Raw genomic sequence first — 13,883 nt, forward strand, 5'->3', positions numbered from 1 at the left:
TGGCGCGGGCTCCGGCCTCTGAGTTTACTCGGGCACCGCGTGTCGGCAATGCACACTGTGTTCGCTTCATCGGCACTTTGCGTTCGCTGACAACTGCGGGCACCTCTAGAACTTGCAACCACAGCGTCTTTCTGTGCTGCGGCCGAGAGGACGGGCATACCGAGGAGTTCTATTGCCCAGGCGATCTGGCTGGAACAACGCGGCTTCGCGTTGCCACCTGCCTCGACCCCATTTCTTTCGAAAAAAGAGGCTTAGTAAGTGTTTCTGAATCTTTTTTTCAATTGATCGCAGCACTGAGAATCGACCCCGCGGCCCCCAAAACCCCATGTGCTCGTCACGTATCGTGTGTTGCAACGAAACGTTAAAACGAAGCGTTACCTGGATCAGGCGATGTCAGTCGATCATTCCTTTTTTCAATGAGTTATGAAATGGCACGGGCACTGCAAGACAAGCTGCACACGAAAGACGCGGCAACCCTCGTTGGAGATCGCAGTGACCGCAACATCCCTCTCTCAGACAGCGCCCGCCTCCACCGTCAGGGCGATCGCACCCGGCCACGACGATCGGTTCAACGTTCTGATCGCCATACACCGATACGATCTGTACCGATTCACCTATTGGTCCACCGGCAGCCGTTCGGTGGCTGAGGAACTCGCGCAAGATGCACCGATCCGCGCCTGGAAGTCGATCGATCGGATGAAACGCGCGAGGGCGGCAACGGGTTGGCTGCCGGCCATCGTGCGTCGCGAGAATGCGCGGCGCTTCGAACGTCAGCGACTGGACGAGGCCGACACCGAGGGCCCGGGCGACGAGCCCGCCGACAATCTCACCTCGACCGAGGCATGCGTGCTGCGCGGTGCCCTCGACCGGCTTCCGCCCGAATGTCGCGAGCCACTGCCGGTGCAGCTCGTCTACGGCTATTCGCCGAAGGAGATCGCGGCGCATCTGGGCATCACCAACGCCGGCGCCGGCACGCGTCTCTTTAGCGCGCGGGAGAAACGGAGGTCGCTACTGTGAGCATCGAGATTCGCAACAGGAAGAGCCTCCTGATCGTTGACGACGACACCTCACTGCGCCAGATGCTGTGCTGGACCTTCGACGACATGGGTTACTTCACCTGGGGTGTGGGCGACTCGGCGTCTGCAATCGATGCCGTCAAAGGACTATCTTTCGCCTTCGCGCTCGTCGATTATCACTTGCCAGACGGTGACGGGCTGACCCTGATGCAAATGCTCGAGCGCCACTCCCCACGCTTGCACGCGGCCCTCATGAGCGCCGATCCGGCGGCGATCGACATGACCCGTCCAGGTCGCGTTCCCGTGGCCTTCTTTGAAAAACCAGTACCCATACTCGAGATCGACCGGATGTTCATGCAGGCTATACCGGTTTGACACCATCAGCCCTCCGGTGAGCGTCCTTGCATCGAGCTTCAGGCAACTCGGTCGGTCCGCCCGGTGAACTGCTTCTGCTTCAGGTGACCGTATGAGACACATCGAATACCTGCGCTTGGATGAAGTGGATCCAGCAGAATTTGCGACGCTTTTGAACAAGAAGAAGATAAGAAAGCACCTTGTCGAGCACCAGCTGTTCACCGTCCACACGGCGGAGCGCTGGGCGAAGACAAAAATCGGCGAAAGTTCCCGCCCTGGCTGTAGGATCAGAGCGGTCGTTGTTGACGGCCAACTTGCCGGCTGGTGTGGTATCCAGTCTGATGGCATCATGCACGAGATCGCCATTGTCATCGATGAAAGCCATTGGGGGATTGGACCAAGGGTGTTTCGTGATGTCATGGGCTGGGCAAGCGAACTCGGTCATGAAGTGATATCGATACATCTCCTTCATACGCGGCCTGAGTACAGGTTCCTGCAAAAGATCGCGAAGCGTGTGTATACAACCGACCTTCTGGGCGAGAGATTCACGACCTACGAGCTGGCCGTGAGCTAGCGGCTGAGTCGGGATCGAGTCTTCGCGAGAGAGCTGTCGTTGGGCCTACGCCACCCACACTGCTAGCGACCGATTTCGGCGGCAACCGGCCACTCACCTGCTTCTTCCGCCAAGGTCGGAAGAGTCACCTTCGCGGTCACCCCACCGATCTCGTCCTGCTCGATCGAGAAATTGCCCTGGAGGGCCTCGACGATCCCTTTCACGATAGCCAAACCGAGTCCGGTGCCTCGCGGCTTGGTCGAATTGAACGGTTCGAGCACGCGGCCGGCGTCCAATCGGCCCTGTGTCGTCCGGTTGTACACGCAGATCTCCACCGAGCCCTTGTCGGCCACCCTGTGTGTCGCGACCAGCACCTCGGCACCCGCAGGAGAGGCATCGTGGGCATTGGCCAACAGATTGATCAGCACCTGTCGCAGCTTGTCCGGATTGGCGAGCACGCCGGGCCGACCACCGCCGCACCGGCAACGCACCGGCCGCACATCGTCCGCTGCACGTGATGCATCGTTGAACTCATCGACAGTTCGCTCGACCAGCGTATCCACATCAACCCACTGCCGGGACCCGGCGCTGGGTGTCCCATAGCTAAGGACCTCACCGAGCAGACGGTTCAGCCTGCCCGCGGCCTCCTGCGCCAGCGCCAGCCGCCGGCTCGATGTCTCGGGAAGATCCAGCTCGCTTAGGTGGTCCAGCGCCATCGTCATGGTCGTCAGAGGCGATCGCACCTCGTGCACGATTTTGGCCGACAGTTCGCCGATGGCGGCCAGCCGCTCGCGACGGACCAGCTGCTGGAGTGCGGCACGCAACTCCGACGTGCGATGCTCCACCGCCCGTTCAAGTTGCTCGTTGTGCGTAGCGAGCGCCAGTGTCATCCGGTATTGCTCGATGGCTGCCGCGGCGCGCGCTGCAAAGACGCGCGCGACTGCAACGTCATCGTTGTCGAAATCACGTGCCGTCCGATCGAAAGAGCAGACAGTACCGATAACCTTCCCGCTGGCAGTTTTCAACGGGACACCGAGATAGGCCACATACCCCTCGGGCATCTCGACCTCGTCCACTTCCTGGCGCGCGTCGGAGACGCAGTACGGTGCACCGTCGTCAATTACGCGCACCGTGAGGCTGCGGTGCAATGCGAACGCGATATCGCCTGTGTCCCGTGATGAGGATGAATTGCCGGCGACCCGGTAGGTCCGTGTGTCTTCGATCAAGGTGACAACAGTCCAGTCGACCCCGAGCACGCGACTGAACCCGCGCGAAACCCTGTCGAGAAATTCATGCAGTTCCCCCTCCCGGTATTCCAGGCACGCAAGGACCTCGATGGCCTCGGTAAGGTCGAGGGGTTGGTCGGTCGGTTTCATCGCTGCGCGCCCCTATCTCGCCGATCCTTCAATACATGCCCAAAAGGTCCCGGCTCCGGCAGTTCTGAAGCTGCATCCGGCGAAGAGGCAATCCTGTCACGCATTGCGTTCGTCCTGATTTCGCTCACAATCCACAGGCCGGCGACGTTCGGGGACGGGCGCAACGGTGCGCCCGGCCTCGCGTACCGGTGGCTACTTCGCGTCCAGGATCGGCGAATAGAACTTCGTGAACACCATGTCCTCGGCGTTGGCGATATGGCAGCCGGCACATGCCTCTTTCGACGCAGCGACCGCGGTCTTCGCGTACGGCGGCGCATGGTGGCCGAAGTTGAAGAAGCCCCATCCGTTGGTGTCCTTGAAGCGCTTGCTGTCTTTCACCGAGATATCGATACCGTTGCGCGCCGCCGGGAAGAAGCCCCGGCCCGAGGCCTCAACGCGCGAGCCGTCGTCATTCGTTCCAGGCATCGTCAGCTGCAGCTCCTTGAGCAACACGGTGCCCTCCGGGAACACGCCGGTCTTGCGGTAGGCCTTGAACGCCTCCGGGTGGATGTAGACATTGTGGTACTCGGGGAACCCTGCCTTGCCATCATTCAACGCATGGGGCGTCAGCGGTGAGCCCAGAAAGACCCAGCTGTGGTAGTCGTTGGGCAGATGCAGCTCGCCGTTCCTGGTCCACTTCGGACCCCAGGACGACATCGACCCGGCGAATGTATCGCCAACGACGGCGCCGCCGAATCCGATTGCCGCGACCAGCGTTGCCACGAGACCGCGCCGCGTGCGGAAGGTTGACTTCGAATTGTTACCAAGTTTGATCTGCTTGTTGAGTTTCATCGTAGTTCTCCAGGTTTTGTTTCAGGCTTGAACGGAGCGAGTCCGGCGTAGAGGACGGACCATGCAGACAGCGTCACGCGGCCGTCTGCAGCTCGATCACCGGGAAGTCGATCTCGGTGCCGGCAACCTTGTTCAGGTAGTTGGTCATCACGTTGAGCGCGACGTTGGCGATGATCTCGACGATCAGACCGTCATCGAGGCCGCCCTGGCGCGCAGCGGCGAGTTCGGCATCACTGATCTCCCCCCGCGAGCGCGTCACCTTCAGCGCGAACTGTGTGATCAGGTTGTCCGCTGCGTTGATCGCGCCACCCGTGCGCGCACGCTCGATGTCGTCCTCGCTGAGCCCGGCTCCCTGCCCGATCGCGGCATGCGCACTCAGGCAGTACTGGCAGGCGTTTTCCTGCGCGACCACCAATGCGACCTGTTCACGCTGGCGGGCGGTGAGGCGGCCATGGGCCAGGCAATCGCCGAGTTGCACATAGCCGTAGAGTGCGGCCGGCGACTGCGCGAACGTGGTGAAAATGTTCGGCAGCACACCGAGCTTCCTGTGCACCGCGTTGAGTGTCGCGGTCGTCTTTACGTCGGCCGCATTGGGGTCGATCGGGTTAATCCTGGGCATGATCTTTCCTCTCTTCGATGGATCCGTTGGTTGGTTGACGTCTCAAGGACGTGGAGGAAGTGTGGCGGACATGGTGAAACTTTTGGTATCTTTGCGTATCTCTTAGTTGACTTATCGTATCGTTATGCAAGACAGGCTGGTATCGCTGCTCAACTGGTTCGAACTGCGCGCGCGCGTGTTTCAGGCCGGCCCACTGTGCCGTTCGGCCACCTTCGATGCCCGCGGCGGGCTCGGTTACATCCATGTGCTGCGCGGCGGCCGTATGCGCATCGAAACGGCCGGGCGCCCAGCCATGCTGCTCGACGAACCGAGCCTGGTGTTCTACATGTCGCCGACCAGCCATCGGCTGAATCCTAAGGGTGACGGCGCCGAACTCGTCTGTGCGTCATTCGAGTTCGGCTCCGGCCTACGCAACCCCTTGGTCGTGGCGCTGCCGGAGACAGTGACGATTGCATTGGCCGACCTGCCGAATCTCTCCGCAACCACCGAGGTACTGTTCAGGGAGGCCTCGGAACAACACTGCGGTCGCCAGGCGATCCTCGACCGCATGTCGGAAGTGTTGATCATCCAGCTGCTGCGCGAGCTGATGGACCAGGGCCGGATCCAGTCGGGCCTGCTCGCCGGGCTGTCGAACCCGCGCCTCGTCAAGGCGATCAACGCCATCCATGCCAACCCGCGCAGGACCTGGACGCTCGAGGAGTTGGCTGCGCTCGCCAACATGTCGCGCGCACGCTTCGCGGTCCACTTCCGCGAGACCGTCGGCAGCACGCCAATGGCCTACCTCGGCGAATGGCGGCTCAGCGTCGCGCGCTCACTGCTGCGCGGGGGCAAGAGCGTACAGTCTGTCGCCGACGAGGTCGGCTATGGCAGTGCCAGCGCGCTGTCGCGTGCTTTCGCGGCACAGACCGGGATGTCGCCGACCGAATGGCGGCAGGGGCAGAGTTGATGGCCGGAGCAATCCGCTGCAGACGGATCTACGAAGCACCCAAGCCGGACGACGGGCTGCGAGTCCTGGTCGAACGGCTGTGGCCACGTGGCGTCCGCAAAGCCGATGCGGCGATCCACCTTTGGATGAAGGACGTCGCGCCGTCGCCCGCACTGCGCCAGTGGTTCGGCCATCGGCCAGCCCGATGGGGAGAATTCCAACAATGCTACCGGAACGAGTTGGCCGCCAACACCGGACCGATCGACGAATTGCTGCAGCTCGCCGCCGAACGCGATCTGACGCTGGTCTATGCCGCGCGCGATGAACCGGGCAACAGCGCCCAGGTGCTGCGCGACTACCTGCAGCTGCGTCTTGGCAACCGCTGATCGGCCGGGGCTCACATCCACCGTGGAAGGAAAAAAAGGCGCCGGGGGGAACGGCGCCCAAGTAGGGGAAGCTGTCGGTGCGAGTCACATCACGGTCGCCCCTCACTTCCTGGGAGGATCTTTTCGCTCGATGGCGATGCGCCCGGGCTCACCCGGTCACATCGGGTGCAACAAAGCCCAATCAGGATTCATGTCCCGGCATGCTGGTGCCTGATGCCAGCGCGCCATCCCTCGATTGCTCCCGGTAGGCACGCGCCACCGCCACCCAGTCAGTTTCCGCAGGATACTGAGCATAGTAGTCGCGGTAGGCCGTTGCCTCCGGGCTGCCGCGCTGGACCTCGTACAGGCTGATGCGGGTCGGTCCGGTCTTGACGATGGCACCCTCGAAATGATTCGGCGCAATACCGTCCACATTCGAAGCCAGCATCAGCGCCGTCAGCGAAGACACCTTGCCGGACGAGACGACCGGAGCAAAGGTGAGATGTGCGGTGTCGGCGCCATAGACATACTCGGTCGAACCGAACTGGCGCTGGAATTCGAACGGCTGGGCAAAGGCCGCACTGGTGGCGATGGCAAGCACGCCGGCGATGAAAAGCTGTTTCATGATCTAGATCTCCTGATTCGATTGGGTTCGCGGATTTGATCCACTTCAACCCAAAAGACCCGCGACGCGCCCGTTATTTTTCATTCAGCGCGAGTAAATCGCAGGCGTTCGGAAGAAGCCTTCCGACGAGCCGGCCGACGCTGCCAGACCAGCCGGCAGCGATCACGGCCCGGTATTAGACGCCGGATTTCACCTGACGATTTCGCAACCTACACAGTCCCTATGCGGCCGATCGGTCTTGCTTGGCCAGGTGCAGTCACGACTCCGTGAAACCAGCGGGCAACGAGTTAGGTTCTCAACTGGGACCAGGCGCGGCTTTTGGCTTGGTGAACGTTATGCCCAGCACCAATTAGTAGCTCGCGTCGAATGAAGCGGCGGCCTCGTCGTGAAAACGCGACTCCGTTGCGTGCGTCGAAGTTGCGGTGCATCTCCGCCCGTGGCCTATCCGGGTCCTCGCTTGGCCGTGTAAGCTTGTACTCACCCATCACTCAATCCTTAGCTACGGCCACGAATGTTGCTCCGGGGCGGCGTCCAAACGCACTTTGCGTGCGTGACCCGCCCGGATACCGGAGCAACTTGCGGGTCAAGCTGCGATGCCCGGCAACAATCAAAAGAGAGGCACGTCATGAACCACGCCAAGGATGAATGCTCCGCATTTTCGAGTGAGAAGGAGTCGTTTCGATGTGGAGACCGCATCGTCTATCGCGCGGTTCGTCTGGATGATGGTGCGCCGGTCGTTCTTCAATTGTACGAAGGCCAAGAGCCAATACAGGCCGTGCAGGAAGAGGTCGAACTGTTGAGCGGGATCCATCCCGCATCGATCCTTCCGCCGTTGGCAATCACCAAATTCAAGGGCACGAACTCTCTCGTTCTGCAGGATCCGGGCGGTGAATTCCTGAGCATGCAATTGCCGAACGGGCCGATGAAGATCGACGCCTTCTTGGATCTGGCGATTGCGACAGCGCAAAGCCTGAGCAAGGTACATGAGGCTGGAATCGTGCATCGTGCAATTCGACCGGACACGCTGTTTGTCGAGTCCAGCGGCGACCGAGTGCGTTTGACCAGCTTTCGCAATGCCACGGTGCTGCCTCGGTCTTCTCAACGTCTCCTACCACAACAATTCGGTGATGGTTCATTGCCATATCTGGCACCAGAACAGACTGGTCGCGTCAATCGGCAGGTCGACCGGCGGGCCGACATTTACGCCGTAGGGGTAGTGCTATATCGCTTGCTCACTGGGACACTCCCCTTCGGCAGCGACCACCCGCTGGATGTGATCCACGGTCACATGGCGCGGGAGCCGCTCGCGCCGACTGAACTCAACGCGTCAGTTCCACAACCCATCTCCGCAATAGTGATGAAGCTTCTTCAGAAGAACGCGGAGGACCGCTATCGCAGCGCCCACGGGATGCTCGCCGACCTGGTACGTTGCAGGGAGCACTTCAAAAACACCGGCCGCATCGAACCCTTCCGATTGGCCGAGCACGACTTGGTCGAGCATCTCGAAATCCCTGAAAAGTTGTATGGAAGAGGACAGGCGATCGAGCAACTCGTCGCAGCGTTCGAGCGCGTCCGTCGAGGCAGCGTCGAACTTCTGACCGTTACCGGTTATGCCGGCATAGGGAAAACATCGCTTGTACTGGCGTTGCAAGAACCTGTCCTTGCAGCCAAAGGATACTTCGCGTCGGGGAAGTTCGATCAGCTGGCGCGCGACGAACCCTATTCCGCGCTGATCCAGGCACTGACTGATCTGGTCAGGCAACTGCTGACGGAAGACGATGCCACCATTGGCGTCTGGCGCGAAAGCATCCTAAAGGCGCTTGGCGAGAATGCCCAGGTGGTGCTCGACGTGATCCCAGACCTGATCTATGTCGTGGGACCACAACCACCGGCACCAAAACTCGGGCCCACGGAAAACCGGAACCGTCTCGAACTACAGTTTCAACGGCTGTTCACTGTGCTCGGTGCACACGTTCATCCGCTCGTGCTGTTTCTGGACGACCTGCAATGGGCAGACAGTGCAAGTCTTTCACTCATTGTTTCGCTACTGGTACATGCTGAACCTGAATGCTTCCTGCTGGTGGGCGCTTACCGGGACAACGAGGTACCGCCCCATCATCCACTGCAATTGACATTTAGGGCTTTGCAGGATGCTGGTGCACCTATGTCTCAGTGCGTACTCGGCCCATTGGAACTCGGTGAAATCAGCAAGATGCTGGTCGATACATTGCATCATCCTACCAATAGGGTTCATTCTCTTGCTTTGCTCGTGCACGAAAAAACGCTCGGCAATCCATTCTTTGCCCGGACTTTTGTCGAGAGCGCCTTCACTGACGGTCTGCTTCAATTCGATAAACAGAAAGGTTGGCGCTGGGACGCTGACAAGATCCGCCATGCCCAACCGACGGACAACGTGATCGACCTACTCGCCTCGACAATCGGCAGATTGCCCACGAAGTCTCGCGAAGTCATGGAGCTAGCCGCCTGCATGGGAAACCGCTTCAATGTCCAAACGCTATCCACCATTGCCGAGGCCGATCCCAAACTGATTCGCCGATGGTTGGTTTCTCCGTTGAACAAAGGCCTGATCGAGGCCGCACTAAGTAGCGACTTCGCGTTTTGCCATGACCGCATCCAGGAAGCGGCCTACCGCCTGATTGCAGCTGATCAACGCGATCAACTCCATCTCCATATCGGCACTTTGTTGTTGCAACAGGTGGAAGGAGACCCGTCGGGCGAACTTCTCTTCGACATCACAGACCACCTGAACCATGCGCTGAACCTTGTTGAAGACCGCAAGCAACGCCACCTTATCGCCCGGCTCAATCTCAATGCGGCGAACTGCGCTCGCAGATCCGCCGCCTTTGAAGCCGCACTACGCTACTACGACCATGGCATTCAGTGGCTTTCCGATGACGACTGGACCACGGACTACCACCTCAGTTTCACTTTGTTTCTCGGCAGAGCTGAGGCCGCTTTTCTCTGCGGACAAGCGGGAGTCGCTGAATCTGATACCAGAGCGTTGTTGGAAAGGGCAACGACCAGCCTGGAACGCGGCGAGGTCTATGCGCTGAAAATGATCCAGTATGAAAACAGCGGACGATTCGTTGAATCTGTCGCGGCAGGCAAGTCTGCTCTCTCCCTCTTCGGCATCGAATTTCCCTCCGACCAGGCTCTGGCAATGCAGACAATCGACGCAGCCCTCGCTGATATCCAGCAGGCGCTTGCGGATCGCGCGACTTCGGAACTGATCGAACTTCCGTCAATGGAAGATCCAGAATCACGCATGAGCATGCGCCTGCTGATGACGCTATGGCCATCTGCCTACATCGCCGGCGACAAGGCTCTGACGGTCCTCATCGCCGCTCGAATGGTGTCGCTATCCCTGAAGTACGGCAACTCGCCGGAATCGGCATACGGATATGTCACCCACGCAATAACGCTCGGCGCAGTGAAACGAAACTACAGTGCAGCCTATGCATACGGCCGACTCGCCCTCGAAATCAACCGGAAATTCGATGATCTCCGCTCACGAGCAAAGATCAATCATATGTTTAGTTGCTACATCGGGTTCTGGTGTCGTCCTATTGACGAGAGCTTCGCCTACTCGCGAGAAGCATATAACACAGGCGTCGAATCAGGCGATTTCGTTTACGCGGCGTATGGCTGTTTTCACGAAAGCTGGCATGCGCTCTTCGCCGGAATGAACCTGTGCGAATATGAAAAAGACTACGGCGACAAGCTCGGGTTCCTCGAACGCGCGGGAAACCGAAGCTTTCGCGATGCGCATCAGTTGATGCTGCAATGGGGAAAAAGCATCCAGGGGAAGACCCACTCACCAGGCGAACTGGTCAGTGTGCAGTTCGACGAATCTTTGTACCTTAGCCTGTATCGCGAGTCCGAGTTCTTCGTTGCTTTCCACCACATCGCAAAGCTTCACCTGCTTTACCTGTTCGGCGACTACAGCGGCGCACGCGACATGGCCGACCAAGCGCAGTCGGTCGCGCTTGGTATCCGCGGGATGATTTGGGACGCGTGGTTATGCCTGTATCGCGGACTGACTATCACCGCGTGGCACGCTGAGAACGGCACAGTAAACGAGCTTGAAAGAGAGCAACTCCGCCAATCCATCGAACTGATGGAGCTCTGGGCAAAAAACAGCCCGCGGAATTTCGCTCATCATCACCGCCTACTCCTAGCTGAACAAGCGCGCCTCACGGGTGACGTTTCCGGAGCGATCGACTGCTACGAGGCGGCGATCTCTGCCGCTACCGAGGCTACTTTCGTCCACGACCAAGCGCTGGCGAAAGAGCGCTACGCGTTGTTCTGGTTGGCAAGGGGCAACACTCGTCTTGCGCGATTTTACCTGACCGACGCCATCGCCGATTACGCGCAATGGGGCGCAGATGCGAAGGTGCACCAGCTCACCAGGCGCTACGCCACGACAATCGGACGCCAGGCGCCGATCAGGTCGCGTAACGATTCCCCCCACGAGACAGATTCAATCGACAGCATGGCAATCGTCGGTGCAACGCTTGCCTTGTCCGATGAACTTGACTCCGAGCGGGTCGCTGAGGTTCTGTTGGATCTCCTGGTACGGACCGTGGGGGCTCAGCGTGCCGTATTGTTTCGCGTCGAAGAACAGCGGATTGTGCCAGCGCTGGAGGCCACAACGGAATTCGGACGCACCGTTATCGATTCTGAAGAGCTTGGTAGCTGGCGCGGCCAAGTCGCGGAGAAGGCGGTAAATTACGTAAACCATACGCGTCGCAGTCTGCTTACCGGTGATGCAATCCACGATGAGCGCCTGACAGCAGACCCGTACGTGATGGAGCGTCAGGTACGATCGATCATCTGTACGCCGATGCTCAATCAATCCGAGCTACAGGGGCTGCTTTACATTGAGAACAGACTTACACTCGACTCCTTTACAGACGGCGACCTTCGCATTTCAGAGATTCTCGCCAACCAAGCGGCGGTATCGCTGAAAAACAGCCGCCTGTTTGATCACCTGCAGCGCGAGGCCCGTCGGCGAGAAAACGCCGAAGCACGGCTACGCGAAGTAGCGAAAGGTACAGCAGGTGCCGTCGGTGAACGCTTGTTCAAGGAACTGGTTCGGCACCTCAGCCAAGCGATGCAGGTTCGTATCGCTTTCGTCACGGAGTGCCTGCCTGATGACCGCGAACGGGTGCGTGCACTCGCGTTCATCGACAACGGGGAGTTAATCGATGACGTCGAGTACGATCTCGACGGGACGCCGTGTCGCGAGGTGATCGACGGCAACGTCTGCTTCTACCCCTCGCACCTGGACAAGGAGTACCCCAAGGAGAAGGGCCTGGATTCATACCTTGGCGTACCCATGCGCGCATCCGACGGGACTATCATTGGGCACCTTGCCGTCGTTGACGACAAACCACTGTCGCGAAGCCCCGATGATGTATCACTACTGCAGATCTTTGCGACCCGAGCGGGTACGGAGCTGGAAAGACAGAAGGCGCAGAGAGCTGCCGAGGAGTCGCAACGCATCCTCGCCGAGCGTGAGCGTCTCGCGTCGCTCGGGGAGTTCGCCTCAATGATCACCCACGAGATCCGTTCACCTCTTTCCACGATCGAAATGGCGTTTGACTATCTGCGCGGCATATCTCTTCCTGAAAAAGCAATACGTCGACTCGATCTGGCATCGATGGAAAGCCAACGTCTACAAACTTTGCTCAACGAAATACTGTTGTTTGCCAAGCCCCAGGTGCTTGTACGGAAGCACGTCGATATGGATGTGTTGATTCGCGAATGCCTCGCCACTGTCGAACCGTCGTTGGACCGACAGTCCACGGAGACCAAATACCGATGCCTTGCAGATGATCCCGAATTCGACGGTGACGTCGACAAGCTGAAACAGATGCTGATCAACCTGGTCACGAATGCCCGCCAAGCCGCGGAGGATGATCAACTGGTTACCGTAGAGCTGACCGATGACAATCCTGAGATGCTGCAGATATCGGTGCGCAATCCAGGCCGTATCGCGGATGATGCGTTATCCAAGTTGGCCGAACCTTTCTTCACGACGAAGGCGCAGGGAACGGGGCTCGGCCTGGCCATCGTCAAGCGAATTGTGGATGCGCACGACGGCGTACTCGAAATCGCGAATGAACACCAACCTGAGAATGTTCGCGTCACTGTTACTCTGCCGCGTAGTGGGGGATGAGACGTCCGATGTCGCGCGGTCTCCCTCTCGGCCTCAGACTACCAGCACGCGCGCCGCTTCGTCGCGCGAATAGAAACGGCCGAAGCGAATAAACCCGGCCACGACACCTTGGCAAGCTCTTGTCGCAAGCCCTTCGGTGTTGCGCTCAGCGATCCATTCTTCGGGCAGCCCCTCCAGGGCGTGGAATGGGGCCGGCAAGCCGTTCGCGAACCGGGAACGTACAGCGACACCCGAACGCGTATCGAGAAATCCCGGCACGAAACCGGCCCCACAGTTGTTGGCACTGACGCCACCAGTACCCGCGTACGCCCGATTCTGTTGCCGCAGCTCCTTTTGGTCGAGCGAGCAGTCAGCAGCTTGCTTGTGGGTGCCGTAAACGTGACAGGTGGCACTGTCGAGATCCTTGATTGTCGATGCGTTCATGATGCGTGCTCCCTTTTGCGTCTTACCCGGTTCGAGAACCTTGACCGAGGAGAAGCACACAGCATGCCAGCGCGGCCCATCACCTGACGATGCAGGCAGAACCCTGTGAATCCATTGCCGTAGTGCATCTACAAGGGTGCTGGCAGTCAAAGGCGCGGCCCGGTGCAACGGTGAAAAGATCGAAATCGATAACGATTCGTTAAATCGATGTATCGGATCGTTAGATGTCTTATCGGTGATACATCCGGCGAAGCCTGCCAACCCGAGCTCTGCCTAGCGCGCGGCCGATGGCATGTTTTTTGAAGGCATGTAGGGTGGGAACCCTCTTTCACATACCAAAAACGGAGTCTCGGGCCATGCATCCGACTATGTTCAGACCGCTCACCCGGCTGTTTTCAGACCGTCCGCTGCGGAAACTCCGCAGCGCCCTGTCGGCACTCCCGAACAATCTGCTGGAACCATTGCGACTTCAGGTCGTAGATGGATACAGCATGAGAGAGATCGCTGACCATCTGGGGATCAGTATCGAACAAGCAACGTACCGTGTACGTCGCGCACGGTGCACAGTGTACGGCGTAGTTGCCAACTGAGGAG

At 59.3% G+C, this 13,883-nt stretch carries 12 protein-coding genes; 7 read left to right on the forward strand and 5 right to left on the reverse strand.

What is annotated here, in order from left to right:
* The first annotated feature begins 492 nt into the window (after positions 1-492).
* The 3 genes from H6955_21790 to H6955_21800 all read left to right on the forward strand — a co-directional run bounded on the left by H6955_21790 (position 493) and on the right by H6955_21800 (position 1,944).
* On the forward strand, positions 493-1,017 hold the full coding sequence (locus H6955_21790) for a sigma-70 family RNA polymerase sigma factor (protein MCP5316203.1): 525 nt from the start codon (positions 493-495) through the stop codon (positions 1,015-1,017).
* A complete protein-coding gene (locus tag H6955_21795) occupies positions 1,014-1,391 on the forward strand; it encodes a response regulator (protein ID MCP5316204.1) in 378 nt (125 codons plus the stop codon). The genes H6955_21790 and H6955_21795 overlap by 4 nt, the downstream gene beginning before the upstream one ends.
* A gap of 91 nt (positions 1,392-1,482) precedes the next feature.
* The gene (locus tag H6955_21800) at positions 1,483-1,944 is read left to right on the forward strand and encodes an N-acetyltransferase (GenBank protein ID MCP5316205.1); all 462 of its coding nucleotides are present in this window, start codon (positions 1,483-1,485) and stop codon (positions 1,942-1,944) included.
* A gap of 62 nt (positions 1,945-2,006) precedes the next feature.
* Here H6955_21800 and H6955_21805 read toward each other — a convergent pair whose 3' ends face one another.
* The 3 genes from H6955_21805 to H6955_21815 form a co-directional block, all read right to left on the reverse strand.
* On the reverse strand, positions 2,007-3,299 hold the full coding sequence (locus H6955_21805) for a GAF domain-containing protein (GenBank protein ID MCP5316206.1): 1,293 nt from the start codon (positions 3,297-3,299) through the stop codon (positions 2,007-2,009).
* A gap of 192 nt (positions 3,300-3,491) precedes the next feature.
* The gene (locus tag H6955_21810; GenBank protein ID MCP5316207.1) at positions 3,492-4,130 is read right to left on the reverse strand and encodes a cytochrome P460 family protein; all 639 of its coding nucleotides are present in this window, start codon (positions 4,128-4,130) and stop codon (positions 3,492-3,494) included.
* 73 nt (positions 4,131-4,203) lie between these two features.
* Positions 4,204-4,749 (reverse strand): carboxymuconolactone decarboxylase family protein, encoded by a 546-nt coding sequence (locus tag H6955_21815; protein MCP5316208.1) that lies wholly within the window; start codon positions 4,747-4,749, stop codon positions 4,204-4,206.
* 124 nt (positions 4,750-4,873) lie between these two features.
* Here H6955_21815 and H6955_21820 point away from each other — a divergent pair, with 124 nt between their 5' ends.
* Together H6955_21820 and H6955_21825 are read left to right on the forward strand one after the other, a co-directional pair.
* The gene (locus H6955_21820) at positions 4,874-5,695 is read left to right on the forward strand and encodes an AraC family transcriptional regulator (GenBank protein ID MCP5316209.1); all 822 of its coding nucleotides are present in this window, start codon (positions 4,874-4,876) and stop codon (positions 5,693-5,695) included.
* Positions 5,695-6,060, forward strand: a complete 366-nt coding sequence (locus tag H6955_21825; protein MCP5316210.1) for a DUF488 family protein — start codon at positions 5,695-5,697, stop codon at positions 6,058-6,060. The genes H6955_21820 and H6955_21825 overlap by 1 nt, the downstream gene beginning before the upstream one ends.
* A 181-nt stretch (positions 6,061-6,241) precedes the next feature.
* Here H6955_21825 and H6955_21830 read toward each other — a convergent pair whose 3' ends face one another.
* Positions 6,242-6,664, reverse strand: a complete 423-nt coding sequence (locus tag H6955_21830; protein MCP5316211.1) for a hypothetical protein — start codon at positions 6,662-6,664, stop codon at positions 6,242-6,244.
* 625 nt (positions 6,665-7,289) lie between these two features.
* Between H6955_21830 and H6955_21835 the strand changes: the two genes are divergently transcribed.
* Positions 7,290-12,866: an AAA family ATPase gene (locus H6955_21835; GenBank protein ID MCP5316212.1), complete on the forward strand. Its 5,577-nt coding sequence runs from the start codon at positions 7,290-7,292 to the stop codon at positions 12,864-12,866.
* 33 nt (positions 12,867-12,899) lie between these two features.
* Here H6955_21835 and H6955_21840 read toward each other — a convergent pair whose 3' ends face one another.
* The gene (locus H6955_21840; GenBank protein ID MCP5316213.1) at positions 12,900-13,193 is read right to left on the reverse strand and encodes a hypothetical protein; all 294 of its coding nucleotides are present in this window, start codon (positions 13,191-13,193) and stop codon (positions 12,900-12,902) included.
* Between the two features lie 452 nt (positions 13,194-13,645).
* Here H6955_21840 and H6955_21845 point away from each other — a divergent pair, with 452 nt between their 5' ends.
* Complete coding sequence (locus H6955_21845) at positions 13,646-13,879, forward strand: hypothetical protein (protein MCP5316214.1); 234 nt, start codon at positions 13,646-13,648, stop codon at positions 13,877-13,879.
* Positions 13,880-13,883: the final 4 nt, after the last annotated feature.

The organism is Chromatiaceae bacterium (assembly GCA_024235395.1).
GTDB lineage: Bacteria > Pseudomonadota > Gammaproteobacteria > Chromatiales > Chromatiaceae > Thiosocius.